Genomic DNA, 23,030 nt, shown 5'->3' on the forward strand with positions numbered 1-23,030 from the left:
CCATGTGAAACTTGACACATATGTCGATTTTCGGATTTCCTGCGCCTGTCAGCACCCGGGAAGGCAGCCATGACGACGCACCGCCACCTCACCTCGCCCCTGCAGTTGCGCGGCCATACCTTGCGCAACCGCATCGTCTTCGGCGCCCATACCAACAACATGTCCGACCAAGGCATTCCCGGCCCGCGGCAGGGGAAATACCTGGCCGAACGCGCCCTCGGCGGCGCAGCGATGGTGGTCTGCGAGCCGGTGCCGGCGCATCGCACCGGCGTGCTGACCCGCGGCAACATCGCCCATGACTCGGATGCCATCGTCCCGCATTTCCGCCGCATCACCGAAGAGGTGAAGGAGGCCGGCGCGGTGGCGATCCAGCAGATCTACCACATCGGCGCCCATGGCGATTCCGACCTGTCGTTCCAGCCGCACTGGTCGCCCTCGGGCGGGCCGTCCTACCACGATTCCGACGGCTCCCACCGGATGACCGTGGCCGAGATCGAGGAATTGCTGGAGGCCCATGCCGCCGCCGCCCGCCGCGCCAAGGCCTGCGGCTTCGACGGGGTGGAGGTCTGGGCTGCCTATCACTCGCTGATCGACCAGTTCTGGACGCCGTGGTCCAACACCCGCGACGACGACTGGGGCGGCAGTCTGGAGAACCGCACCCGGTTCTCCCGCACACTGATCGAGCGCATCCGCCGCGACTGCGGCGAGGATTTCGTGGTGGGCTTGGCCATCAGCTATTCCCCCGCCTTCTCGGGCACCACGCTGTCGGCGGAATCCCTGTGCGAGATCGTCGAGTTGCACGACCGCAGCGGCCATGTCGACTATGTGACCACCGGCTTCGGCAGCTATCTGGAATTCGAGGGCATCATCCCGCCCTTCACCCATGCCGAGAAGCTGACCACGCCGCTGACCGCGCAGCTGAAGGCGCTGGCGAAGCACGCGAAGATCACCTCCGAGGCCGGCATCCGCACCCCGGACAATGCCGAGACCATCCTTGCCTCGGGCGAGGCCGATCTGGTCTCCATCGTCCGCGGCCAGATCGCCGACCCGCATCTGGCCCGCAAGGTGATGGAAGGCCGGGCCGAGGACATCCGGCCCTGCCTGTCGTGCAACCAGATGTGCTGGGGCCGCCGCTCGCGCGACTACTGGATTTCCTGCCTGATCAATCCCTCGGCCGGGCGCGAGTTCGAATGGGGCGGCGACCGCTTCACTCCCGCCGAAACCCCGCGTTCCGTCCTCGTGATCGGTGCCGGCCCGGCGGGGCTGGAGGCCGCCCGCGCCGCCGCCGAACGCGGCCACAGGGTCGAGATCGTCGAGGCCCTGCCGGTCATCGGCGGCCAGTTCCGGCTGGCGGGGCAGCAGCCGCGGCGGGCACAGATCCTGGACCTCTTGGACTGGTATGAACGCCAGTTCGACCGGCTCGGCGTGACCCTGCGGCTGAACACCTATCTGGAGGCGGAGGAGATCGCCGCCCACCCGGCCGATGTGGTGATCCTCGCCACCGGCTCGCTGCCCGACGAGGCCGGCTTCCAGCGCTGGCTGCCGCAGGAGCCGCAGCTGCCGGGGCTGGAGAACGGCCATGTCCACAGCCCCGAGGCGATCCTGCGGCGCGAGGTGCGACCCGGGGACGAGGTGATCCTCTACGACGAGGGCAGCAACTGGCGCGGCGTCGGCACCGCCTGGTGGCTGGCCGAGCAGGGCCACCGCGTCACCATCGTCACGCCGGAGCCCTTCGTCGGCAAGGAGATCGCCCGCACCGCCGCCGACGGCCCCGCCCGCCGGGCGCTGGCGGCGAAAGGGGCGCGGTTCCTGACCGAAAGCCTGATCGCCCGCTGGCACGGCAATGGCGCCACCGTGCGCAGCCTGCTGACCGGCGCGGAGGAGCTGATCCCGGCCTCGGCGCTGGTGATGTCCACCACCAACCGCAGCTTCGACCCCTACCCGGAGGCTTTCCCCGGCAAGCAGGTCCACCGCATCGGCGACTGCGCCGCCCCGCGGCTGGCGGCCTACGCCTTCCACGACGGCCGCAAGGTCGCGCTGGCGCTTTAGAACGGCAGCGGAGCAGCGAATTCCACCCAGTCCCCCGTCGCCGGATGGTGCAGCGCCAGGGTATGGGCGTGCAGCATCAGCCGGGGGTGGTCCTTCGCCGCGCCGGTGGCGTAGATCGGGTCGCCCAGGATCGGGTGGCCAAGCTCCTGCATATGCACCCGCAGCTGGTGGCTGCGGCCGGTATGCGGGGTCAGGCGGACCCGGGTCTCTCCGGCTGCGCGGCCGATCACCTGCCAGTCGGTCACCGCCGGGCGGCCGTGGTCATGACTGACCATCTGCCGCGGCCGGTTCGGCCAGTCGGCGCAGAGCGGCAGGTCGATGGTGCCGTGATCGCCCTCGACCTCTCCCGCCACCCGGGCGACATAGGTCTTCCGCGCCCGCCGCTGCTCGAACTCCTGTCCGAGGAAGCCCTGCGCCGTCTTGGTGCGGGCGAAGATCATCACCCCCGAGGTGTCGCAATCCAGTCGGTGCACCAGCAGCGCATCCCAGCGGGCGGCCTGCAGGCGCGAGAGCAGGCAATCCTGCCGCCCCTCCAGCTTGCCGGGAACGGACAGGAGCCCCGAAGGCTTGTCCAGCACCAGCACATGCCGGTCCTCGTGCAGGATCGACAGCGGCACGTCGGGGGGGCGGTAGACGAAATCCGGGATCATGCGATGCCGTGGCCCGCGGCGCGCAGGCGGTCGGCCAGATGGCGGATATGGGCGGGGCCGACCTCGCAGCAGCCGCCGACGATGGTGGCGCCCATCTCCACCCACCGCAGGGCGAAACCGGCATAGGCCTCCGGCGTCAGGTCGTGGCGGGCGCAATAGGCCGGGGCGCGGCGTTCCTCGGGCAACGGCAGCGAGGAGATTTCGGAAAACCCGTTGGCATAGGCGCCGAAGGGCAGGCCGAGCGGCCGCAGCGCTTCCATCGCCGCTGCCATCGCCTCGGGCATCGAGCAATTGGCCAGCACCGCCGCCGCCGGCGCCTCCGCCAGCACATCGGCCAGAGCGGAGACCGGCTCGCCCGAGCGCAGCCTCGCCCCGTCGCGGTCGTCGACCGAGACCGACAGCCAGACCGGCTTTCCCGCCGCCTGCGCGCCCTTCAGCGCACCACGGGCGAGGTCCAGCGAGGAGATCGTTTCGATCAGGATCAGGTCCACATGCGGGCCGAGAATGCGGGCCTTCTCGGCGTAAAGCGGGGCCGAGACCTCGACCGGCGGGGTCAGGTCGGGCCGGTAGCTTTCCCCCAGCGGCCCCATGGAACCCGCGATCAGGCCGCGCCTCGCCCCCGCCCGGGCCTCGTGCGCCTCGGCCAGCGCGCGCAGGTGCAGGGCGTGGAACAGGTGATCCAGCCCGTCGCGCTCCAGCCGGTCGTGCAGGATGTTGTAGGTGTTGGTGGTGGCGACGGTCGCCCCGGCGGCGAAGTAATCCTCGTGGATCGCCCGCACCAGCCCGGGGTGGTCGATCATCACCCGCGTCGCCCAAAGCGTGCCGGGATCGTCGCCGGACCGGGCGATCAGCTCCTGCCCCATACCGCCGTCGAGAAGGGTGATCTGTGCCATGCCGGGTCTCCTGCCGCTTCCGGGCCAGCTAGACCCGGGCGGCGGGCGAGATCAAGCCGCTATTCCCCGTGCGGGAACTGCAGCAAGCCGTCGGTCAGGGCATAGTAGTCGCCCTTGTCCTCGACGAAGATATGCGCGGCAAGCCGGCCGCCGGTGGGATTGTCGATGCAGCCCGCCTCGACCGAGAAGCTGCCGTCCGCGGCCCGGAAGAACAGCGAGGTGGCGCAGACCGGGCAGAAGCCGCGCCGCCCGCCGCCGGGGGTGACGTATTCCGCCAGATGCCGGGCCTGCCAGTCCAGCTGCGATTCATGGGCATCGAAGCTGGCGGCGTAATGGCCCGAGGTCTTGCGGCATTGGGTGCAATGGCAGGCGGTGACCCGGCCCATCGGCCCCGGCAGGGTGAAGCGGTTGGCGCCGCAAAGACAGGCGCCGTGCAGCAGCGAGGGGGTGTCGGTCAGCCGCGGCGGCGGGCCGCCGGCCGGGTCGTAGTAATCGCCCGCATCCTCGTGGAACCAGCTCTCGCCGGTCTCCAGCCCGGTCGGCCCGTCCAGCGCGCCGGGGGCGAAGGACATGCGGTCCTCGCCCTCGGCCTGCCAGAACAGGAAGCTGCCGCAGTCCCGGCAGAAGCCGCGGTTGGCGGTGGGGCTGGCGCGGAACCACTCCAGCCCTTCGTCCTTGGTGATGCGGAAGGTCGAATGCGGGGCCGACGTGGCGGCCCAGAAATGGCCGGATTGCTTGCGGCATTGGGTGCAATGGCAATCGACCACCGGGCGCAGCGGCGCAGCGGCCTCGAACGTCACCGCGCCGCAGAGGCAGGAGCCGCGATGGATCATTTCGCCCCCTCGAACACGGTGGCCAGCAGCGGCACCAGCCAGTCCTCGTCGGCCCTGGTGAAGGCGGCGGGGCTGTTGCTGTCGAGGTCGAGGACGCCCAGCAACTCCCCCGCGCCGTTGCGCACCGGCAGCACCAGTTCGGACCGGGTGGTGGAGGAACAGGCGATGTGGCCGGGGAAGGCATCGACATCCGGCACGTTCTGGATTTCCCCGGTGCGGGCGCAGGCGCCGCAGACCCCGCGCGAGAAGGGGATGACAAGGCAGCCGTGGCCGCCCTGATAGGGGCCGATCTTCAGCAGATCCGGCGCCACCACGCGGTAGAATCCGGTCCAGTCGGACTTCGGGTGGCGGTGGTGGATCTCGCAGGCCAGCGTCGCCATCAGCGAGACGGCATCGGTCTCGCCATGGGTGATGGCCAGGATTTCCTTGGTGGCCTCGTCGTAATCCATTCAATACCCCAATGCGCAGCCGTCTTTCCGCGGGTCCGATGCGCCGGTCAGCCCCCCGTCCTGCCCGATCAGGATGGCCTGCGCGCCGCCCAGCGGTATGGCGGGAATCGACAGGGAATGTCCCATCCGCGCCAGCGCCTCGCGCGTCCCGACGCTGTAGCCGCGTTCGACCTCCAGCCCCTCGGGCCCGGCGAAGCAGCGCGGGGCGTCGATGGCGGCCTGCGGGTCCATGCCGTAATCGGCGAGGTTCGACACGAAGCGGGCATGGCCGGTGGGCTGGTAGGCCCCGCCCATCACCCCGAAGGGCATGGTGACGCGGCCGTTTTCGCGGATCATGCCGGGGATGATCGTGTGCATCGGCCGCTTGCCCGGCCCGGCCTCGTTCGGATGGCCCGGGGTCAGGGTGAACCCGGCGCCGCGATTCTGGAAGTTGATGCCGAACCTGTCGGAGGCGAGGCCGGAGCCGAAGCCCCAGAAGATCGAATAGATCAGCGAGACCGCCATGCGGTCGCGGTCCACCACGGTCAGGTAGACGGTGTCCTTGTGGACCGCCTCGGCCAGCGGGGCCGGATCGGCCATGGCGCGGTCCGGGTCGATCAGCCTTGCCAGCGCATCGGCGGTGGACTGGTCCAGCATGTGGTCCAGCCGCGGCGCGGGATCGGCGATGAAACGGTCGCGCGCGTCGTAGGCCAGCTTCGCCGCCTCGGCCTCCAGATGCGCACGCTGCGCACCCAGCGGGGCCAGCGCGGCGAGGTCGAAATTCTTCAGGATGTTCAACAGCAGGATCGCCGTCGCTCCCTGCCCGTTCGGCGGATGCTCCAGCAGTTCCAGCCCGCCGTAGGTTCCGCTCAGCGGCCGGGTATAGTCGCAGGCGGTGGCGGCCAGATCGTCCAGCGTATGGCTGCCGCCGAGGGCGCGGAGCGAGGCGATCATGTCCTCGGCCACCTCGCCCTCGTAGAAGCCCCTGCGGCCCTCGCGCGCGATGCGCCGCAGCACCTCGGCCTGCAGCGGGTTGCGGAAGACCTCGCCCACCCGTGGGGCGCGGCCACTGAGGCTGTAGATCTCGCGCGCGCGGCCCTGCAACACGGGCAGGTCGGCGGCCCAGTCGAAGGCGGTGCGCGGGGCGACGGGCACGCCCTCCTCGGCGCAGGCGATGGCGGGGGCCAGCAGACGGTCCCAGTCCAGCCGGCCATGGTCGGCGTGGAGGCGGCAGAAGGCGTCGATGGCGCCGGGCAGGGTGACGGTGTGCACCCCGTGCAGCGGCATCCGGTCGTGGCCCCCGGCCCGCAGCGCCTCGGCCGACAGGCCCTTGGGCGCACGGCCGGAGCCGTTCAACGCGATAACGTCCTCGGTTCCGGCCGGTTTCAGCAAGATGAAGCAGTCGCCGCCGATCCCGGTCATCTGCGGCTCGGCCAGGCCGAGGACGAAGGCCGCCGCCAGCGCCGCATCGACGGCATTGCCGCCCGCCCTCAGCGTGTCGATAGCGGTCAGGCTGGCCAGCGGGTGCGATGTGGCGGCCATGCCGTTCAGGGCATGGACGGTGGACCGCCCGGGCAGGTGGAAATCGCGCATGTCTGTCTCCTCTTGCCGGCCAGCCTAGCGGGGATCGCGCCGGGGCGAAAGCCGGAGGGGAGGCGGAGGTTGCGCAAATTCAGCCGCGAAATCCGCGCGGATTTCGGGTCGATTTCTGCGCAGAAATCGACGGGGAGGTTGCGCAAGAGCATGAAGGGGGAAGCGTTTCTGCGGCAGCAGGCCAAGGCCGCCGCGGCAGCGTTGCGCGAATGCTCGACGGGGAAGGGAAAGACGTAGACTCGCGGCGGGCCTTTCGGAAACAGGTTCCGCCAGATCGGAGAACCCCGGCGCCGGGACTGGGTGGGGGCTGTTGATCCCGGCGCCGAGGTGAAGCCTTATGCAGCTACGGGTCCCATATGGGGGTCCGCGGCGGCGGATTTAGGGGGAAAAGATGGCAGGATGACGTCACTTTCCTAAGACCGGGGACAATCCCCGGCCCGGCCCCGGGATCGTTCCGCAGGCAGGGAGAAACTCAGCAGGTTCCTGCCCCCTGCGCGTTCATACCGCAGGCCCTGGCAGAGCAGGCGAATCAGGTGCCAGCCGAATCCGCCCTCCGGCAGGGCCGCCGGATCGCCGGGCCGGCCCGCCGGCAAGGCGCCGCCGGGCATGGGCGCGCCCTCGTCCTCCACCCGGCACTGCAGCAGCCCCTCGCCCAGCGACAACGCCAGCAGGATCGGGCCGCCGCCCGCGGCATAGGCATGTTCGACGACGTTGTTCAGCACCTCGGCGAGCACGATCTCGGCGGTGCCGCGGTCCTCGGCGGAGAGCGACAGCAGCGGCTCGGCCGAGAACGCCTGCCGCAGCCCGTCGCACACCGACAGCGCGTCGGCGGTCAGGCGGAAGCGCGCCTCCGCCGGGGCGGTGTCGGCGAGGTCGTCAGCCCGCATTCCGCAAGCCTTCGGCAAGCGCCGGGTGGATGGTGAAGACCGAATCCATCCGGGTCAGCCGGAAGACCTTGGCAACGGTGGGGGTCAGCCCCGCAAGCTCCAGCTTCCGGTCCGGCGCCAGGAGCTTCATCACCGCGACCACGGCGCCGAGGCCGGAGGAATCGAGGAAATGCACTTGGCCGAGGTCGAGGATGACCCGCTGGCTGGCCAGCTGGATCAGGTCGCGCATCCGTTCCTTGAACTGGATCGCGCCGGCGGCGTCGATCCGGTCCTCGGCCACGCGGATGACGAGCGTGGTGCCGTTCATGGCGGATTTGAGTTGCATGGCCCTTCCCTTCTTGCGGCGTGACGCCAAGGCTAGGGGGCAAGGGTTGACAAGCGGTAAGCGGGAAAAGGGTTTCCGCCCTCAGTTCAGCTGGAACTGCAGCGGATAGCGGCCATCCTCGAAATCGCCGAACAGGTCGCCGAGGTCGGGATGGTCCACCGGCTCTCCGGTGTCGTCGGGCACCAGGTTCTGCTCGGAGACATAGGCGACGTAATAGCTCTGCTCGTTCTCGGCCAGCAGGTGGTAGAAGGGCTGGTCCTTCGAGGGGCGGCTGTCCTCGGGGATGTTCTGATACCATTCCTCGGTGTTCGAGAACATCGCATCGACGTCGAAGACCACGCCGCGGAAGGGATGCTTCCGGTGACGCAGCACCTGGCCGATGTGATACTTGGCCTCAGTCATGAACATCGCGCGAGAGTCCCCCATCCGGGGTTAGTAAACCCTTGGCAAATTCCTGTCCATCCGTCGGGGCGGCAGCGGCGGGAAACAGTCTGTGGCCCCCTGACTCACAGTGCGGGACGCCGCCGCTCGCGCATTCCTGATGCAGGTGCCGGGTTTTCCCCGGTTTTCCTTGGCATTGCTTTCGGCTAGACTGGCCGCAAAACAAGAATGCACGAGGGGCAGATGAGCAGGTTTCTCCGTGCGTCGGTGCTGTTGCTGCTGCTTGCCGCCTGCGGCGGGGGCAGCCGTCAGTATGCGGCGCCGCGTCAGCTGGACGATGCTTGCGCGATCATCCGCGAACGGCCGCATTACCTGCGGGCGATGAAGGCGACCGAGCGCAGATGGGGCGTGCCGGTGCATGTGCAGATGGCGGTGATCCACCAGGAATCGAAGTTTATCGGCAATGCGCAGACGCCGCACCGCTGGGCGCTCGGGGTGATCCCGATGGGCCGGCAGAGCACCGCCTACGGCTACAGCCAGGCGCTGAACGGCACCTGGGAGGAATACCAGGCGTCGGAGGGCGGCCGCCGCGCCAAGCGCGACGACATCGGCGACGCCACCGATTTCATGGGTTGGTATTTCACCGAGACCACCCGCAAGCTGGGCATCCCGCTGGACGATGCCGAGGCGCAATACCTGGCCTATCACGAGGGCCGCACCGGCTATTCCAACCAGTCCTATCTGGGCAAGCCCTGGCTGGTGGAAGTGGCGGCGAAGGTCGGCGCCCGGTCGGAGATGTATCGGGGTCAGCTGGCCTATTGCCGGTAGGGGCGGGTTATCCTGCTGCTGCCGAGCTTTCCCTGGGGCAGGAAAACCGGCTCTCCTCGGGCGGGAACAGGCGAGGCACTGCCTCGCCCCCGCCCGTGCGGACGGTCTCACTCGGAAACGGTAGCGGCACATAACCCCGAGAGGCCAGCGCCCGACCCGGCGGGCGAGAAGCGCCCGCCGAGGGCGGGGCGGGCGCTGGCCAGGACTTATGGTCCCGGCCGAACAAGGTGAACCGTTGCGTGATGGCGAAGGCGATGGCCTTCGCCAAAGGCAAGCGCGACTGTCATCACGGGGATGGCGACAGGCTCCCTCCGCCTCGCAGGCAAGGGATCAGAGCCCCCGCTTGTTCTTCTCGTTGGTGATCGAGAACATCCCCTCGCCCAGCGAGCCGCCCTTCTTCATCGTCCCGAGGATCACCGTGGTCTGCTGGCCCAGGTCGTCGGTGATCACCCATTGCCGCAGCTCCACCGGATCGGCCGAGAACACCAGCTCGATGGTGCCGTATTCCGGGTGCTCGGGGTCCTGCGCCTTGACCCGGGTGGAGGTGGCGTCGGCGCTGTGGCCCACCACCATCTTCGCCCGGCCGAGGTCGATGTTGGCGGCGAGGATCAGGTTCAGCGGCGTGCGCTTCAGCGGATACTGCTCGGGCGGGACGTTGGACTTGCCGTCGAAGATGGCGACCTGCTGGCCGCCCGCCAGCACCAGCGCCTTGTCCGGCGGGTTGTATTCGAAGCGCACCCGCCCCGGCCGCTTGATGAAGATCCGCCCGGTCGAGACCGAGCCGTCCGAGTTCACCTGGGTGAAGTCGGCTTCGACGGTGGTCAGGCCGTTGAGGTATTTCGACAGCGTGCCCAGCGAAAGCTTCTCGGCCAGGACGGGGGCCGAAAAGGCCAGCAAGGCGGCCGGTGTCAGAAGGGCGGGGGCGAGGAACAGGGTGCGACGGTTCATGCCCCCTATATAAGTCACGCCTCCGCTTGCGGGAATCCCCCTGCAACAATGCTCGCGGCTTTGTGCCGGCGCCGTGACGCCGGGCGGTGCTTTGCCGTCCGGCCGCAACCCGGGGTTGACGCCGCGTCGCTTCGCCCCGAGATTTCGCCCGCGCTCCGGGGGCAGTCCCGCGACCGGAGCGCAGTCCAGTGCCAGCCTGTGGAGAACCAGATGAAAGCCGCTGCCGTGACCGCCTCCTACAAACGCTGGGCGCCGGTCTATGATTCCGTCTTCGGACGGCTGTTGCAGGAGGGCCGGCTGCGCGCCGCCGCCCATGCCACCGCCCGCGGCGGCGAGGTGCTGGAGGTCGGCGTCGGCACCGGGCTGGCGCTGCCGCTCTACGGCCCCGGGGTCAGGATCACCGGCATCGACTTCTCCGCCGAGATGCTGGCGCGGGCCGAAGAGAAGGTGCGCGAGCGGCGGATGGACAACGTCACCCTGCGGCAGATGGATGCGCAGGCGCTGGACTTCCCGGACGCCAGTTTCGACACGGTGTCGGCGATGCATGTGCTGTCGGTGGTGCCCGATCCCGAAAAGGCGCTGTCCGAGATCGCCCGGGTCTGCCGCCCCGGCGCGCATGTGCTGATCACCAACCATTTCGCCGCCGAGAAGGGCGCGCTGAAACTGGCCGAGCGGCTGATCCACCCGCTGCGCCACCACCTGGGCTGGGAGGCGGATTTCCCCATCGCCCGGGTCCTGGGCGATCCGCGGCTGCGGATGGTGGACTGCCGGCCGCTGCCGCCGCTGGGGGTGATGACCTGGCTGGTGCTGGAGCGGGTCTGAGGGAGGTCGCCGGCAGCCGGTGCCGAGGGAAGCCGGTCGCCGCCGAGCCGGATGACGGCCTTGCGGGAGGGGGCCGCCGTTCGCAGCCATGGTTGTGCCTCGCTTGCGCTCGCCGATTTTCATCCTAGATTGGTGCCATGATGTTCATGTCCACATTCTTCCCGCTGATCTGACCGGCCCAGCCGCTGGCGCGCCTGCGCCATCAGATCAACGCAAGGCGCCGCCGATGCGAGCGCCGGATGGAGAATGGATATGCCGAATTCCACACAAGGCGGCCTGACCGGGGGTCAGGTCCAGGGTTTCATCGATGACGGCTTTGTCAGGATGGACAACGCCTTTCCTGCCGATCTGGCAAGACGGTGCAGGGACGAGCTATGGGCCGCGACGGGTCTTTCCCCCGACGAACCGCAGCATTGGACGCAACCCGTCATACGGATCGCGTCGATGGCCACGCCCGCTTTCGTTCAGGCCGCCAATACGCCGCGTCTGCACCGGGCCTACGATCAGCTTGCCGGGCAGGGGCGCTGGATCGCTCCGCGGGGATTGGGAACTTTCCCGATCCGCTTCCCTTCGCCCGACGCTCCCGGCGACGATGGCTGGCATGTCGACATGAGTTTCGGCGACAGCGCCGATTTCATGGACTGGCGGGTCAACGTGAAAAGCAGCGGCCGGGCGTTGCTGATGCTGTTCCTGTTCTCGGATGTCGGCCCCGACGACGCTCCCACGCGGATCAGGAAAGGCTCGCACATGGCCATCGCCCGCGAACTGCTGCCCCATGGCGAAGCGGGCGCGACCCTGCGGCAGCTTTCGGCAGGAGGCTGGTCATCGACCGCCGGGTGCCCCCAGGAGCTTGCAACCGGGGCGGCGGGCACGGTCTATCTGTGCCACCCGTTCCTCGTCCATGCAGCCCAGCCCCATCGGGGGACAAGGCCGCGCTTCATGGCGCAACCCCCGCTGCTGCCGAAGGCTGAATTCGACCCGGCCCTGCCGCCCTCGCCGGTCCAGATCGCGATCCGCAAAGCCTGCGGGTTGACGTTCTGAACCCTGTAACCTTCCGGGGGCCGGGTGACGGCCCCCGGTATCATCCGGAGACCGTCCGCAATCGGCTCCAGCCGCCCGGCAATCCGGGCGGCCCGTGCCTCACGTCTCCGGGACCAGAATTTCCCGCTTGCCGACGTGGTTCGCCGGCGTCACCACGCCCTGCTCCTCCATCTGCTCCACCAGCCTTGCGGCCTTGTTGTAGCCGATGCCCAGCTTGCGCTGGATGTAGCTGGTCGAGCACTTGCGGTCCTTCGCCACGATCGCCACCGCCTGGTCGTAGAGCGCGTCGTCGCCGCCCTCGCCCGACCCCAGCCCCAGCACCATGTCGATGTCCGAGGCCGCGTCCTCGTCCGGGCCTTCCACCACGCCGGACATATAGGTCGGCGGGCCGAAGCTCTTCAGGTGGTTGACGATCTCCTCGACCTCCTCGTCCGAGACGAAGGGCCCGTGGATGCGGGCGATGCGCTGGCCGTTGCCCATGTAGAGCATGTCGCCCTGGCCCAGAAGCTGCTCGGCCCCCTGCTCGCCCAGGATGGTGCGGCTGTCGATCTTGGACGTCACCTGGAAGGAGATCCGCGTCGGGAAGTTGGCCTTGATCGTGCCGGTGATCACGTCCACCGAAGGCCGCTGCGTCGCCATGATCAGGTGGATGCCGGAGGCCCGCGCCATCTGCGCCAGCCGCTGGATGCAGGCCTCGATCTCCTTGCCGGCCACCATCATCAGGTCGGCCATCTCGTCGACGATGACCACGATATAGGGGAAGGCGACGGGGGCATATTCCTCGGTCTCGAAGACCGGATCGCCGGTGTCCTCGTCGAAGCCGGTCTGGATGGTGCGCTTGAACAGTTCGTTCTTCGCCAGCGCCTCGCGCACCCGACCGTTGTAGCCCTCGATGTTGCGCACGCCCATCTTGGACATCTTGCGGTAGCGCTCCTCCATCTCGCCCACCACCCATTTCAGGGCGACCACCGCCTTCTTCGGGTCGGTGACGACGGGGGAGAGGAGATGCGGGATGCCGTCGTAGACCGACAGTTCCAGCATCTTCGGGTCGATCATGATCAGCCGGCATTCCTCGGGCGTCAGCTTGTAGAGGAGGCTCAGGATCATGGTGTTGATGGCGACGGATTTGCCCGAGCCGGTGGTCCCGGCGATCAGCAGGTGGGGCATCTTGGCCAGGTTCGCCACGATGGGATCGCCGCCAATGTCCTTGCCGAGCGCCAAGGGCAGCCGCATCTGGCTGTCGCCGAAGTCGCGGGCGGCGAGGATTTCCTTCAGCACCACCTTCTCGCGGTGGGCATTCGGCAGCTCGATCCCGATGACGCTGCGGCCGGGCACGGTGGAGACGCGGGCCGAAAGCGCCGACATGCTGCGGGCGATGTCGTCGGCCAGGCCGATCACCCGGCTGGCCTTCAGGCCCGGAGCGGGTTCCAGTTCATACATGGTGACCACCGGGCCGGGGCGGACCGAGACGATCTCGCCCTTCACGCCGTAGTCGTCCAGCACGGATTCCAGCATCCTTGCGTTTTCCTCCAGCGCCTCGTCGGACAGCTGGCTGCGCTGGATGCTGACCGGATTGGCCAAAAGCGACAGCGGCGGCAGTTCGTAAACCTGCGCCGGCTCGTCGAAGCGCAGGCGGGGCTGCGCTTCGGCCATGGCGCGGGTGGAGGGCTGGACCGGCTTCTTCGCCGGGGCCTGCACGATGGGACGGCGGTCCAGCGTCATCGGCGCCACCCGGGGGGCGACGGGGGCCGGGTCGTAGTCCGGCTCGTAATCCTCGTCCGGCTGCCAGTCGGCGGCGGTCTCGTCCCAGGGTTCCTGCCAGTCGGCCTCCTCGGCGGTGAACATGTTCTCCGGCGCGGGCTGCGGGGCCATGCGGGGATGGGCATGGAACCCGGGCACCGGGGCGACCAGCGGCGGCGGCTCCATCGCCGCGGGGGCGCGGGCGGCGGTCACCGGCGGCTCCATCGGCACGGTGCCGGGGCGGGTGTCGGCCAGAAGCGGCACGGGGCCGCGCGGGCGCATCACCGGCGGCTCGGCCCGGCGGGCGGCGACGGCGGCCTGCAGCGGGGTCAGCCCTGGGGCGATGGCCGGGCCGACGCCGCGGGCGCGGTTGCGGATCACGTCCGAGATGCGGGCCTTGATCCGGTCCTCGGTCGGCAGGTCCGCCTCGGAGGCGGCCTCGGCCAGCATCGGCTCCACCAGTTCCGGCTCCGGCTCCACCACGCGGCGCAGGCGGGTCAGAAAGCCCAGCTTCTCCTTCGGCAGCTCGGCCGGCGCCTCGAAGCGACGCGGCTCGGCGCGCAGGGTGGAAGGCGCGTTCCAGGCCGGGGCGGCGGCCAGCGGCTCGGGCTCGTAGGCGTCGTAGCTTGGCTCCGCCGTCACCGGTGGCGCGGCACGGCGGACACGGGCGGCGGAGACCAGCACCGGCGGCTCTTCCCAGCCGCCCTGGACCACCTCGGCGCTGCGGGCGGCCCGATGGGCGGCGGCGCGCTCCTGCAACCCGCGGGCGCCGCGCATCGCGCCGGTCAGCGCCACGGCGCCGCCCTTGCCCATGGCGTTCATCGCCCAAGAATAACCCATCACCGAGCCGGTCAGCAGGAACCAGCGGATCGCCCGCAGTTCCGCCCGGTCGAAGCCGGTGACGTAGAGCATCATCGCCACCAGCCCGACGAAGGCCAGCACCGACAGCAGTTTCAGCCCGAAGCCCAGCGAGCCGGGGATCACCCCCACCAGCGCGCCTGCCACGGTATCGCCGAACAGCCCGCCCAGGCCGAAGGCGTGCGGCCAGTCGGAAGGCGTGGCCAGCGTGGCGGAATAGGCCGAGGCCAGCGCCACCGCGATCACGGCAAAGACGATGCGGGCCAGCGCCCGTTCGCCGCCGCGATGCAGGATGAAGCGCATCCCCCAGGCCAGAAGGATCAGCGGGATGCACCAGGCCCCGCGCCCGATCAGGATGATCAGGGTCGAGGACACCGCCGCGCCGAAGCGGCCCAGCATGTTGCGGGCGGGTTCTTCCGTGGCGACCATCCAGCCCGGATCGTCGGGCGAGTAGCTGCCCAGCAGGACGGCGAAGGCCAGCCCGACCAGCACCAGGACGATGCCCAGCAACTCGCGCGAGCGGCGCTCCAGCATGGCCTGGGTGCCCTGGTCCAGAAGCGGATCGCGCTGCCGTGCCTGATAGGATGCCATTCTTCGCCGTCCTCAATCGTAAAGGCAGTCGCGGAGCCGGATCAGCCCGCGCTGCGTTTCTTCCCGTGGGGCCACCAAGGCGACCCTTATGTATCCCTTGCCGGGGTTCTGCCCCCCGGCCTCGCGCGACAGATAGGCGCCGGGCAGCACCCGGACGCCGGTCTGTTGCCACAGCTTCAGCGCCGCTTCCTCGCCGTCGTCCACCGGCAGCCAGAGGAAGAAGCCGCCGCCCGGGGGCTGGAAGCCCTGCATTCCGGCGAAGACCTGCTCGGCATCCGCGAATTTCTGCTGGTAGAGCGCGCGGGAGGCCGTCACATGCGCCTCGTCCTGCCAGACCGCCTCGGCCACCTTCTGCAAGGGCAGCGGCAAGGGCGCCCCGGCAAAGGCGCGCAGCTTGCGGATGCGCTCCATGCTGGCCGGGCCGGCGGCCACGAAGCCGGAGCGCAGGCCGGGCAGGTTCGACCGTTTGGACAGCGAATGGAAGGCCGCCACCCGCTCCGGGTCCGCGCCGATGGCCTGCGCCACCTCCAGGATGCCGGGGGGCGGGGTCTCGCGCCAGATCTCGGAATAGCATTCGTCGGCGAAGACGGTGAAGTCGTGCTTCTCGGCCAGCGCCAGCAGGTCGGCCAGATAGCCCTTCGGCGCCACCGCCCCCTGCGGGTTGGAGGGCGAGCAGATATAGGCCACCGCCACCCGGTCCAAGAGATCGGGGGCAAGCGAGGCGTAGTCGGGCAGGAAGCCGGTGGCCGCCGTGGCGGGAACGTAGACGGGTTCCGCGCCCAGGGTCAGGGCGGCGACGGCATAGACCTGGTAGAACGGGTTGGGGATCAGCACCGCCGGGGTCTGCCCGCGCTTCCGTTCGGGACACAGCGCGATGAGGGCGTTGAACAGCCCCTCGCGGGTGCCGTTCAGCACCATCAGCCGGTTCTCGCCCACCGTCACCCCATAGCGCCGGGCGATCCAGCCGGAGATGGCGGCCAAGAGTTCCGGCGTGCCGTCGTTCGGCGGGTAGACGCCGAAGCCGGCAAGGTTCTCGGCCAGGATGCGGCCGACGAATTCCGGCATCTCGTGGCGCGGCTCGCCGATGGTCATGGCGATGGGTTCGCCGCCGGGGGCGTGCGCGTCGAGAAGTTTCCGCAGACGCGGAAACGCATAATCCGGCAGGTCCGAAAACCGCTCAGGAAACGCCATTGCTGCCTCAGGTCCGGGGTCCTTGGTGGCCCCGGTTTGCGCCAGATTAGCGCCGCCCTTTGCGCCGGTCCAGTTTTTCCCAACCATCCCTAGGGGTTGGAACGCGAAAATGTGGCTTTTTTGCCCCCGGCCTATCGCAACGCCCGTTCGGCGGCGGCGCCGAGCCGCAGGAGCCGCCCTTCGGCGAAGGCCGGGGCCAGCAGCGAGATGCCGCAGGAGGGCTGCGAGGTCGGCAGGGTCAGCCCGCAAACCCCCATCAGGTTGCCGATCCTCGTGTTGCGCAGCGCCAGCAGGTTCTCGGTCACGTAGTAGTCCTGGTCGGTCATCAGCCGGTCGGCATCGGGCGGCAGGATCGGCGAGGTGGGCAGGATCACCGCATCATAGCCCTTCACCCGGGCGGCCCATATCGCCCGCAGTTCCTCCAGCCGCCGCCAGCCGGAGATGTAGTCCATCGCCGACACCTGCGCCCCGGTGCGGAAGCGTTCGAGGATGCGGGGGAACATCTTCTCCGGCGCGGCCTCGATCGCCTCGCGCCAGATGCCGTAAGCCTCGGCGGCGAAAAGGATACCGGCCAGCCCCATCGCCTCGGCCACTTCGGGCGCGGCGAGGCGTTCCACCTTCGCCCCGGCGCGGGACAGCCGCTGGCAGGCGTCGTCGAAGCCCTTCGCCGGCCGGTCCCGCAAGCCCTCCAGCGCCACCGTCTCCAGCACCGCCAGCCGCGCGCCGGAGAGGTCCGCCCCGGTCAGGTCCACCGCCCGGCCGCCCTGCAGGGCCGCCAGCAGCAAGGCGCAATCCTCGACCGAATGGGCCAGCGGGCCGATGCTGTCGAAGCGCTCGCAGAGCGGCACCACGCCCGTGGTGGGCAAGAGGCCGTGGCTGGCCTTCAGCCCGACCAGATCGTTCCAGGCCGCCGGAATCCGCACCGAGCCGCCGGTGTCCGACCCCACCGCCGCCGGCGCCAGCCCGAAGGCGACCGAGGCGGCGGCGCCCGAGGAGGACCCGCCCGAAACCGCCTTGTCGTCGTTCAGGCAGGGCGGCGTCGCCGTCACCGGGTTGAGGCCGAGGCCCGAGAAGGCCAGTTCCGACATATGGGTCTTGCCCAGGCAGACGGTGCCGGCCAGCGTCGCCTCGGCCAGCACCGCGGCATCGCGGTCCGGCACCCGCCCGCGCAGCAGCGCCGATCCGGCCTCGGTCGCCGTGCCCGCCGTGTCGAACAGGTCCTTCCAGCTGAGCGGCACCCCGTCCAGCGGCCCGCGGCGGAAGCCGGTCTTGGCGCGGGTGGCGGCGCTGACCGCCTCTCCCCGCGCCCGGGCCGGGGTGAGGCGGGCGTAGATGCGGGCGGCCAGCGGGTGGCTTTCGATCCGGTCCAGCCAGGCCTCGGCCAGTTCGACCGGGTTGATCCGGCCGCGGTCGATCTCGCGCCCCAGATCGGCCGCCGTCATGTGGAACCAGGTCCCGCTCATCTTCACCCCCGCACCGCCGGGGGCGACGGTAGCGGCTGCAGAGCGCATGGACAATGGGGCCCGGCGGGCCTAGGTCAGGGGGATGGAGCATGATGCCGACATCCTGATCGCGGGCGGCGGGCTGAACGGCCCGGCCCTGGCGCTGGCGCTGGCGCAGGGCGGCCTGCGGGTCGCGGTGATCGACGCCCGCCCGGCGCCGGCCCGGGCCGAGGCCGGCTTCGACGGCCGGGCCTATGCGCTGGCCATCGCCTCGAAGCGGCTGTTGCAGGCGGTGGGGGTCTGGGACCGGGTGGCGGCGCAGAGCCAGCCGATGCTGCGGATCGTCACCAGCGACGGCCATGCCGGCCGGGGCGCCTCGCCCTTCCACCTGTCCTTCGACAGCGCCGAGATCGAGGAAGGCCCGATGGGCTTCATGCTGGAGGACCGCTTCCTCTATGCCGCCTTCCTTGCGGCGATGGCCGCGGAGCCTGGGATCGCGCTCTTGTCCGGCGAGACCGTGGTGGCGCAGGAGACCGGCCCGCAGGGGGTGACGGTGACGCTGGCCTCCGGCCGCCGGCTGGCGGGGCGGCTGCTGGTCGGCTGCGACGGCCGCGGCTCGGGCGTGGCCTTGCGGGCGGGGATAAGGCGGCAGGGCTGGGGCTACGGCCAGACCGCGCTGGTGACGGCCATCGCGCATGAAAAGCCCCACGAGGGCACGGCGCATCAGTTCTTCATGCCCTCCGGCCCGCTGGCGATCCTGCCCTTGCCGGGCGGCCGCCACTCCAGCATCGTCTGGAGCGAGACCGACGCGCAGGCGCAGGCGATCCAGGCGCTGGACGACGACGGCTATCTGGCGGCGCTGCGGCCGCGGTTCGGCGATTTCCTCGGGCAGATCGCGCTGGCCGGCGCCCGCTTCACCTACCCGCTGAGCCTGTCGCTGGCCGAGCGCTTCGTCGCCGAACGGGTGGCGCTGGTCGGCGACGCGGCGCATGGGGTGCATCCCATCGCCGGGCAGGGGCTGAACCTCGGCCTGCGCGACGTGGCGGCGCTGGCCGAGGTGCTGATCCTGGCGCATCGCCGCGGCGAGGACATCGGCGGCGCGGTGCCGCTGGAGGACTACCAGCGCTGGCGCCGCTTCGACGCCACCACGCTGGCCCTGGGGATGGACGGGGTGAACCGGCTGTTCTCCAACGACAATCCGCTGCTGCGGCTGGGGCGCGACCTCGGGATGGGACTGGTCAACGCCCTGCCCGGGCTGCGGCGGGGTTTCATCCGGCAGGCGGCCGGGTTGCAGGGGGAACTGCCGCGGCTGCTGGCCGGCAAGCGGGTGTGAGAGCGGCGGGGTGAACCCCGCCCTACACATGACCATCGGGTTCGGCGACAATCGTAGGGCGGGGTTCACCCCGCCGCTTCTCGCCGTTGTCGGCGGGCGGGAACAGGCGAGGCATTGCCTCGCCTCGCCCCTGCGCAGCGATTCAACCGGAGACGGATCAGCACATAAACCCGAGAGGCCAGCGCCCGACCCGGCGGGCGAGAAGCGCCCGCCGGGGGCGGGGCGGGCGCTGGCCGGGCCTTGAGGGCCCGGCCGGTCTGGTTGACATGGTGCGCGGTGGCGAAGGCACGCGCCTTCGCCAAGGAAAGCCGGGTGGAATGGCGGGGTGAACCCCGCCCTACGGTGCCAGAGCGGGCCCCCTTCACTCCACCTCCCGCGCCTCCGAGACCAGCATCACCGGGATGCCGTCCCTGACCGGAAAGGCCAGACCGGCGGATTTGGAGACCAGTTCCTGCCGCTCGGCATCCCAGCTCAGCACGGAATGCGTAACGGGGCAGACCAGCGCCTCCAGCATCCGGCGGTCGGCGGTCACTTCGTCGGTCATTGCAGCACCTCGTCGTCCTCGCCGCCGCGCAGGGAGAATTCGATCAGCGTCACCAGCGTCTCGCGCCGCGTCACCAGGTCGGGCGCCTCCAGCAGCGCCTGCCGGTCCTCGGGCGTGAAGGGGGCCAGCTGCGACAGCGCGTTGATCAGCGGCTCCGGCTCGGCGCTGCGCAGGCTGTCCCAGTCCGAGGTCAGGCCGCGGGCGGCGAAGAACCGCGCCAGCAGGTCGAGAAATCCCTCGCGGTCGAAGCCGGGGTCCGCCTCGGCGGGGCCGAGGTCGCGGGCGAAGGGCGCCCAGTCGACCGAGGCGCGGCGGTAGGGGGCGAAGCCCTGCACCTCGTCGCGGATGCGGAAGCGGCTGATCCCGGCCAGCGTGATCATGTAGCGCCCGTCCGGGGTTTCCGAGAAGCCGACCATCCGCCCGGCGCAGCCGATGGCCTGCAGCCCCTCGGCCCCCTGGGTCTCGCGCGGCTGCACCATGCCGATCAGCCGGGCGGAGGTCTTCAGGCAATCCTCGACCATCGCCAGATAGCGCGGCTCGAAGATGTGCAGCGGCAGGCGGGCGCGGGGCAGCAACAGCGCCCCGGACAGCGGGAAGACGGGAATCGTCTCGGGAAGGTCGGCGGCGCGGATCATGGCGGGATGGTAGGGGCAGCACCGGACGCGGGCAATCGTCCCGCGCGAAGGGCCCGGCGGGCAGGCAGCCGCCCGCCGCACCGGGCGGCCTGGGGATCAGGCGAAGATCATCGAGGACAGCCGGCGGCGGCCCTTCAGCACGATCGGGTCCTGCGGCTTCAGCGCGTCGAAGATGGTGAAGAGCTGGGTCCGCGCGGCGCCGTCGTTCCATTCGCGGTCGCGGCGGAACAGGTCCAGCAGCTGGTCCACCGCCTCCTCCACCTTGCCGGCGGCGTTCAGCGCCACGGCGAGGTCGAAACGGGCCTGATGGTTCTGCGGATCGGCCTCCACCGCCGCGCGCAGCTCGGCCTCCGGCCCGGCATTGGCGGCCTGCCGCGCCAGACCCAGCTGGGCGCGGGCGGCTTCCAGCTCCTTCGCCTTGGCGATGGCGGCGGGGGCGGCGTTCAGGAAGGCCTCGGCCTGGTCGAGGTTGCCCGCGGCGACATGGGCGCGGGCGAGGCCGGCATAGGCGGCGGGGTTCTCCGGCTCCTCGCCCAGGATCGCGGCGAAGGTCTCGGTGGCATCGGCCAGCGCGCCCTGTTCCAGCATCTCCTCGGCCGCGGCAAGGGCATCGGCCAGCCCGCCGTCGCCGCCAAGCGCGGCCAGCTTGTCGATGAATTTCTTGATCTCCGACCCGGGCAGCGCGCCCTGGAAGCCGTCGACCGGCTGGCCCTGCCAGAAGGCATAGACGGTGGGGATCGACTGGATGCGCATCTGCGCGGCGATGGCCTGGTTCCGGTCGACGTCGATCTTGACCAGCTTCACCTTGCCCTTCGCCGCAGTCACCGCCGCCTCCAGCGCCGGGCCGAGCTGCTTGCAGGGGCCGCACCAGGTGGCCCAGAAGTCCACGATCACCGGCACCTCGCGCGAGGCGTCGATGACGTCGGCCATGAAGCCGGCCTCGCTGCCGTCCTTGATCAGATCGCCCGCGGGGGCGGCGGAAGTGTCGCCAAGACCAAGCATGTCGTCCTCATCTTCAGGTTCGGGGCCTATATGAGCCTTCGGGGCGGGATCGCCAAGGGGGTCTGCTCATCGGTGCCTTCGGCCCTCTTCGCGCGATGAGCGGCCGAAGGCACGCGAAGAGCGCCTGTCACGCCATCGCGGCGCATTCGGCATGGGCGGGGCAGTCGACCATGTGGTCGTTCACCATGCCCACGGCCTGCATGAAGGCATAGGTGATGGTCGGGCCGCAGAACTTGAAGCCGCGGGCCTTCAGCGCCTTCGACATCGCGCGGGATTCGGCGGTCTCGGTCGGCACCCCGGCCATCGAGGTCAGCCGGTTCTGGATCGGCTTGCCGCCGACGAAGGACCAGAGGAAAGGCGAGAAGCCCTGTTCCGCCTCGATCTCAAGGTAGGCGCGGGCCGAGGCGATGGTGCCCTCGATCTTGCCGCGGTGGCGGACGATGCCGGGATCGGCCAGCAGGCGCAGGACCTCCGGCTCGCCCCATGTGGCGATCTCCTCGGGGTGGAAGCCGCGGAAGGCGGCGCGGAAGGTCTCGCGCTTGCGCAGGATGGTGATCCAGGAAAGCCCGGCCTGGAAGCCGTCGAGGATCAGCTTCTCCCACAGCGCGCGGGGGTCGCGCTCGGGGCGGCCCCAGTCGGTGTCGTGGTAGGCGACGTAGAGCGGATCGGTGCCGCACCAGCTGCAACGTGTCATGGGACCCCCGGAAAATCGCGCGACTTCGAGGCAAATGCCGAAGCTTCAGCCGGGGTTTACCCTTCCCGGCGCAGCCTGTCACGCGATGCCGCCGCGGGGGATGCGATGAGTTTCATGTCGGGGCCGAAACGGCCGAGGTTCGAGATCGAGGCCGGGCTGGAAAATCCCCTGGCCGTCGCCGTCTCGGCGGCGGACCGCGAGGTGCTGGCGATGGTGCGGGCGGCGCTGTCGCTGCGGCGGATGCGGCTGGCCTTCCAGCCGGCGGTCTATGCGGCGGACCCGTCGATCATCGGCTTCTACGAAGGCTATATCCGGCTTCTCGACCCGCAGGACCGGGTGATCCCCGCGCGCGACTTCATGGAGGTGGCCGAGACGCAGGAACTGGGGCGCGAGATCGACGTGGCCGCGCTGCAGCTGGGGCTGATCGCCCTGCAGAAGAACCCGGGCATCCGGGTGGCGGTGAACATGTCGGCGCGCTCGGTCGGCTACCGGAAATGGGTGCAGGTGCTGCGGCAGGCGCTGAAGACCCATCCCGGCCTCGGGCGCGGGCTGATCCTGGAGATCGGCGAGGCTTCGGCGATGCAGATGCCCGACGTGCTGGTCCCCTTCATGAAGGAGCTGCGCGAGGAGGGGATCGCCTTCACGCTGGACGATTTCGGCGCCGGGGCGACATCGCTGCGGCTGCTGTCGGAATTCCGCTTCGACATCGCCAAGCTGGACGGAGGGTTCGTCCGCGGGATCGAGCGGGATGCGGGCAACCAGCCGATCCTGCGCGCCGCCATCGCCATGGCGCGGGAGTTCGGCATGTTCCTCGTGGCCGAGGCGGTGGAGACCGCGGCCGAGGCCAACTGGCTGCGCGAGCAGGGGGTGGGATGTCTGCAAGGCTATCTGTTCGGCGCGCCGGAGGTGACGCCGGATTTCAGCCGCTTCCGCAGGGGGCGGCAGGAGGGATAATGGCCGGCGGGGTGGACCCCGTCCTATGGGATGACCCGGCATCGTAGGGCGGGGTTCACCCCGCCATTCCTTCGATATCCGCGGGCGGGATAAGGCGAGGCGCTGCCTCGCCCCCGCCCGTGCGCGGCGGTTGCTCCCGGAGACGGTGGCTGCACAAGACCCCGAGAGGCCAGCGCCCGACCCGGCGGGCGAGAAGCGCCCGCGAGGGCGGGGCGGGCGCTGGCCGGGCCTTTGGGGCCCGGCCGGGAAGGTTGCAACCGTTCCGCCATGGCGAAGGCACGCGCCTTCGCCAAGGCAATCACGGCCAATGTTCCCCCCTCCCCCGCCATTATCGGCAATGATGCCGCATCGCCGCGCAACTTTCTTGC

General features: G+C 70.1%; 23 protein-coding genes. 7 read left to right on the forward strand and 16 right to left on the reverse strand.

Annotation, left to right across the window (positions count from 1 at the left end):
• Positions 1-69: 69 nt before the first annotated feature.
• Positions 70-2,049, forward strand: a complete 1,980-nt coding sequence (locus tag G5B31_RS01080; RefSeq protein ID WP_165012935.1) for an FAD-dependent oxidoreductase — start codon at positions 70-72, stop codon at positions 2,047-2,049.
• Here the strand turns inward: G5B31_RS01080 and G5B31_RS01085 are convergent.
• The 5 genes from G5B31_RS01085 to G5B31_RS01105 are packed head-to-tail and all read right to left on the reverse strand — an operon-like array spanning position 2,046 to position 6,446.
• Positions 2,046-2,699: an RluA family pseudouridine synthase gene (locus G5B31_RS01085; protein WP_165012937.1), complete on the reverse strand. Its 654-nt coding sequence runs from the start codon at positions 2,697-2,699 to the stop codon at positions 2,046-2,048. The two genes, G5B31_RS01080 and G5B31_RS01085, sit on opposite strands and share 4 nt — an antisense overlap.
• Positions 2,696-3,592, reverse strand: coding sequence for a homocysteine S-methyltransferase family protein (locus G5B31_RS01090; RefSeq protein ID WP_165012939.1), 897 nt, complete (start codon positions 3,590-3,592; stop codon positions 2,696-2,698). The genes G5B31_RS01085 and G5B31_RS01090 overlap by 4 nt, the downstream gene beginning before the upstream one ends.
• Positions 3,593-3,651: 59 nt before the next feature.
• Positions 3,652-4,425 carry a GFA family protein gene (locus tag G5B31_RS01095; protein WP_240904225.1) on the reverse strand — a complete coding sequence of 258 codons (774 nt, stop codon included), beginning with the start codon at positions 4,423-4,425 and terminating at the stop codon, positions 3,652-3,654.
• Positions 4,422-4,874 carry a GAF domain-containing protein gene (locus G5B31_RS01100; RefSeq protein WP_165012941.1) on the reverse strand — a complete coding sequence of 151 codons (453 nt, stop codon included), beginning with the start codon at positions 4,872-4,874 and terminating at the stop codon, positions 4,422-4,424. The genes G5B31_RS01095 and G5B31_RS01100 overlap by 4 nt, the downstream gene beginning before the upstream one ends.
• Complete coding sequence (locus tag G5B31_RS01105; RefSeq protein WP_165012943.1) at positions 4,875-6,446, reverse strand: gamma-glutamyltransferase family protein; 1,572 nt, start codon at positions 6,444-6,446, stop codon at positions 4,875-4,877.
• A gap of 69 nt (positions 6,447-6,515) precedes the next feature.
• Between G5B31_RS01105 and G5B31_RS01110 the strand changes: the two genes are divergently transcribed.
• Positions 6,516-6,683 carry a hypothetical protein gene (locus G5B31_RS01110; RefSeq protein ID WP_165012945.1) on the forward strand — a complete coding sequence of 56 codons (168 nt, stop codon included), beginning with the start codon at positions 6,516-6,518 and terminating at the stop codon, positions 6,681-6,683.
• Between the two features lie 176 nt (positions 6,684-6,859).
• Here the strand turns inward: G5B31_RS01110 and G5B31_RS01115 are convergent, their stop codons facing one another.
• The 3 genes from G5B31_RS01115 to hspQ all read right to left on the reverse strand — a co-directional run bounded on the left by G5B31_RS01115 (position 6,860) and on the right by hspQ (position 8,066).
• Entirely contained in the window at positions 6,860-7,333 is a 474-nt protein-coding gene (locus tag G5B31_RS01115) for an ATP-binding protein (RefSeq protein WP_165012947.1), read from the reverse strand.
• Positions 7,323-7,658, reverse strand: coding sequence for an STAS domain-containing protein (locus G5B31_RS01120; RefSeq protein WP_165012949.1), 336 nt, complete (start codon positions 7,656-7,658; stop codon positions 7,323-7,325). Before G5B31_RS01120 ends, G5B31_RS01115 begins: the two co-directional genes overlap by 11 nt.
• 81 nt (positions 7,659-7,739) lie before the next feature.
• The gene (hspQ, locus tag G5B31_RS01125; protein ID WP_165012951.1) at positions 7,740-8,066 is read right to left on the reverse strand and encodes a heat shock protein HspQ; all 327 of its coding nucleotides are present in this window, start codon (positions 8,064-8,066) and stop codon (positions 7,740-7,742) included.
• A 216-nt stretch (positions 8,067-8,282) separates the two neighbouring features.
• Here hspQ and G5B31_RS01130 point away from each other — a divergent pair, with 216 nt between their 5' ends.
• Complete coding sequence (locus G5B31_RS01130) at positions 8,283-8,867, forward strand: lytic transglycosylase (RefSeq protein ID WP_165012953.1); 585 nt, start codon at positions 8,283-8,285, stop codon at positions 8,865-8,867.
• Positions 8,868-9,197: 330 nt separating this feature from the next.
• On the opposite strand, the gene G5B31_RS01135 is transcribed toward G5B31_RS01130, so the two are convergent.
• Positions 9,198-9,815 carry an outer membrane lipoprotein carrier protein LolA gene (locus G5B31_RS01135; protein WP_165012955.1) on the reverse strand — a complete coding sequence of 206 codons (618 nt, stop codon included), beginning with the start codon at positions 9,813-9,815 and terminating at the stop codon, positions 9,198-9,200.
• Between the two features lie 210 nt (positions 9,816-10,025).
• Between G5B31_RS01135 and G5B31_RS01140 the strand changes: the two genes are divergently transcribed.
• Complete coding sequence (locus tag G5B31_RS01140; RefSeq protein WP_165012957.1) at positions 10,026-10,637, forward strand: class I SAM-dependent methyltransferase; 612 nt, start codon at positions 10,026-10,028, stop codon at positions 10,635-10,637.
• A gap of 246 nt (positions 10,638-10,883) precedes the next feature.
• Complete coding sequence (locus tag G5B31_RS01145) at positions 10,884-11,678, forward strand: phytanoyl-CoA dioxygenase family protein (protein ID WP_240904226.1); 795 nt, start codon at positions 10,884-10,886, stop codon at positions 11,676-11,678.
• Positions 11,679-11,777: 99 nt separating this feature from the next.
• On the opposite strand, the gene G5B31_RS01150 is transcribed toward G5B31_RS01145, so the two are convergent.
• The 3 genes from G5B31_RS01150 to G5B31_RS01160 form a co-directional block, all read right to left on the reverse strand.
• Positions 11,778-14,867: a DNA translocase FtsK 4TM domain-containing protein gene (locus G5B31_RS01150; protein ID WP_165012959.1), complete on the reverse strand. Its 3,090-nt coding sequence runs from the start codon at positions 14,865-14,867 to the stop codon at positions 11,778-11,780.
• A 12-nt stretch (positions 14,868-14,879) separates the two neighbouring features.
• Positions 14,880-16,058 (reverse strand): aminotransferase class I/II-fold pyridoxal phosphate-dependent enzyme, encoded by a 1,179-nt coding sequence (locus G5B31_RS01155; RefSeq protein ID WP_165012961.1) that lies wholly within the window; start codon positions 16,056-16,058, stop codon positions 14,880-14,882.
• Positions 16,059-16,189: 131 nt separating this feature from the next.
• Positions 16,190-17,521, reverse strand: a complete 1,332-nt coding sequence (locus G5B31_RS01160) for an amidase (RefSeq protein WP_240904228.1) — start codon at positions 17,519-17,521, stop codon at positions 16,190-16,192.
• An 82-nt stretch (positions 17,522-17,603) separates the two neighbouring features.
• On the opposite strand from G5B31_RS01160, the gene G5B31_RS01165 reads away from it, so the two are divergent.
• Complete coding sequence (locus tag G5B31_RS01165; protein ID WP_165012963.1) at positions 17,604-18,833, forward strand: FAD-dependent monooxygenase; 1,230 nt, start codon at positions 17,604-17,606, stop codon at positions 18,831-18,833.
• A gap of 361 nt (positions 18,834-19,194) precedes the next feature.
• On the opposite strand, the gene G5B31_RS01170 is transcribed toward G5B31_RS01165, so the two are convergent.
• The 4 genes from G5B31_RS01170 to G5B31_RS01185 all read right to left on the reverse strand — a co-directional run bounded on the left by G5B31_RS01170 (position 19,195) and on the right by G5B31_RS01185 (position 21,708).
• Positions 19,195-19,377: a Trm112 family protein gene (locus tag G5B31_RS01170; protein ID WP_165012965.1), complete on the reverse strand. Its 183-nt coding sequence runs from the start codon at positions 19,375-19,377 to the stop codon at positions 19,195-19,197.
• A complete protein-coding gene (locus G5B31_RS01175) occupies positions 19,374-20,012 on the reverse strand; it encodes an LON peptidase substrate-binding domain-containing protein (RefSeq protein ID WP_165012967.1) in 639 nt (212 codons plus the stop codon). Before G5B31_RS01175 ends, G5B31_RS01170 begins: the two co-directional genes overlap by 4 nt.
• 96 nt (positions 20,013-20,108) lie before the next feature.
• Positions 20,109-21,014, reverse strand: coding sequence for a thioredoxin (gene trxA, locus G5B31_RS01180; RefSeq protein ID WP_165012969.1), 906 nt, complete (start codon positions 21,012-21,014; stop codon positions 20,109-20,111).
• Positions 21,015-21,141: 127 nt separating this feature from the next.
• The gene (locus G5B31_RS01185; protein ID WP_165012971.1) at positions 21,142-21,708 is read right to left on the reverse strand and encodes a DNA-3-methyladenine glycosylase I; all 567 of its coding nucleotides are present in this window, start codon (positions 21,706-21,708) and stop codon (positions 21,142-21,144) included.
• Between the two features lie 105 nt (positions 21,709-21,813).
• Between G5B31_RS01185 and G5B31_RS01190 the strand changes: the two genes are divergently transcribed.
• On the forward strand, positions 21,814-22,662 hold the full coding sequence (locus G5B31_RS01190; protein ID WP_240904230.1) for an EAL domain-containing protein: 849 nt from the start codon (positions 21,814-21,816) through the stop codon (positions 22,660-22,662).
• Positions 22,663-23,030 lie beyond the last annotated feature (368 nt).

The sequence above is a fragment of the Rhodobacter sp. SGA-6-6 genome (assembly GCF_011043545.1).
GTDB lineage: Bacteria > Pseudomonadota > Alphaproteobacteria > Rhodobacterales > Rhodobacteraceae > Pseudogemmobacter.

Excerpts from the sequence above, each read along its gene's own strand:
- hspQ (WP_165012951.1), bottom strand. The coding sequence starts at position 8,066 with ATGTTCATGACTGAGGCCAAGTATCACATCGGCCAGGTGCTGCGTCAC.
- G5B31_RS01085 (WP_165012937.1), bottom strand. The coding sequence starts at position 2,699 with ATGATCCCGGATTTCGTCTACCGCCCCCCCGACGTGCCGCTGTCGATC.
- G5B31_RS01165 (WP_165012963.1), top strand. The coding sequence starts at position 17,604 with ATGGAGCATGATGCCGACATCCTGATCGCGGGCGGCGGGCTGAACGGC.
- G5B31_RS01080 (WP_165012935.1), top strand. The coding sequence starts at position 70 with ATGACGACGCACCGCCACCTCACCTCGCCCCTGCAGTTGCGCGGCCAT.
- G5B31_RS01090 (WP_165012939.1), bottom strand. The coding sequence starts at position 3,592 with ATGGCACAGATCACCCTTCTCGACGGCGGTATGGGGCAGGAGCTGATC.
- G5B31_RS01120 (WP_165012949.1), bottom strand. The coding sequence starts at position 7,658 with ATGCAACTCAAATCCGCCATGAACGGCACCACGCTCGTCATCCGCGTG.
- trxA (WP_165012969.1), bottom strand. The coding sequence starts at position 21,014 with ATGCTTGGTCTTGGCGACACTTCCGCCGCCCCCGCGGGCGATCTGATC.
- G5B31_RS01140 (WP_165012957.1), top strand. The coding sequence starts at position 10,026 with ATGAAAGCCGCTGCCGTGACCGCCTCCTACAAACGCTGGGCGCCGGTC.
- G5B31_RS01150 (WP_165012959.1), bottom strand. The coding sequence starts at position 14,867 with ATGGCATCCTATCAGGCACGGCAGCGCGATCCGCTTCTGGACCAGGGC.
- G5B31_RS01135 (WP_165012955.1), bottom strand. The coding sequence starts at position 9,815 with ATGAACCGTCGCACCCTGTTCCTCGCCCCCGCCCTTCTGACACCGGCC.
- G5B31_RS01190 (WP_240904230.1), top strand. The coding sequence starts at position 21,814 with ATGAGTTTCATGTCGGGGCCGAAACGGCCGAGGTTCGAGATCGAGGCC.
- G5B31_RS01170 (WP_165012965.1), bottom strand. The coding sequence starts at position 19,377 with ATGACCGACGAAGTGACCGCCGACCGCCGGATGCTGGAGGCGCTGGTC.
- G5B31_RS01115 (WP_165012947.1), bottom strand. The coding sequence starts at position 7,333 with ATGCGGGCTGACGACCTCGCCGACACCGCCCCGGCGGAGGCGCGCTTC.
- G5B31_RS01175 (WP_165012967.1), bottom strand. The coding sequence starts at position 20,012 with ATGATCCGCGCCGCCGACCTTCCCGAGACGATTCCCGTCTTCCCGCTG.
- G5B31_RS01160 (WP_240904228.1), bottom strand. The coding sequence starts at position 17,521 with ATGAGCGGGACCTGGTTCCACATGACGGCGGCCGATCTGGGGCGCGAG.
- G5B31_RS01130 (WP_165012953.1), top strand. The coding sequence starts at position 8,283 with ATGAGCAGGTTTCTCCGTGCGTCGGTGCTGTTGCTGCTGCTTGCCGCC.
- G5B31_RS01145 (WP_240904226.1), top strand. The coding sequence starts at position 10,884 with ATGGATATGCCGAATTCCACACAAGGCGGCCTGACCGGGGGTCAGGTC.
- G5B31_RS01155 (WP_165012961.1), bottom strand. The coding sequence starts at position 16,058 with ATGGCGTTTCCTGAGCGGTTTTCGGACCTGCCGGATTATGCGTTTCCG.
- G5B31_RS01100 (WP_165012941.1), bottom strand. The coding sequence starts at position 4,874 with ATGGATTACGACGAGGCCACCAAGGAAATCCTGGCCATCACCCATGGC.
- G5B31_RS01105 (WP_165012943.1), bottom strand. The coding sequence starts at position 6,446 with ATGCGCGATTTCCACCTGCCCGGGCGGTCCACCGTCCATGCCCTGAAC.
- G5B31_RS01185 (WP_165012971.1), bottom strand. The coding sequence starts at position 21,708 with ATGACACGTTGCAGCTGGTGCGGCACCGATCCGCTCTACGTCGCCTAC.
- G5B31_RS01095 (WP_240904225.1), bottom strand. The coding sequence starts at position 4,425 with ATGATCCATCGCGGCTCCTGCCTCTGCGGCGCGGTGACGTTCGAGGCC.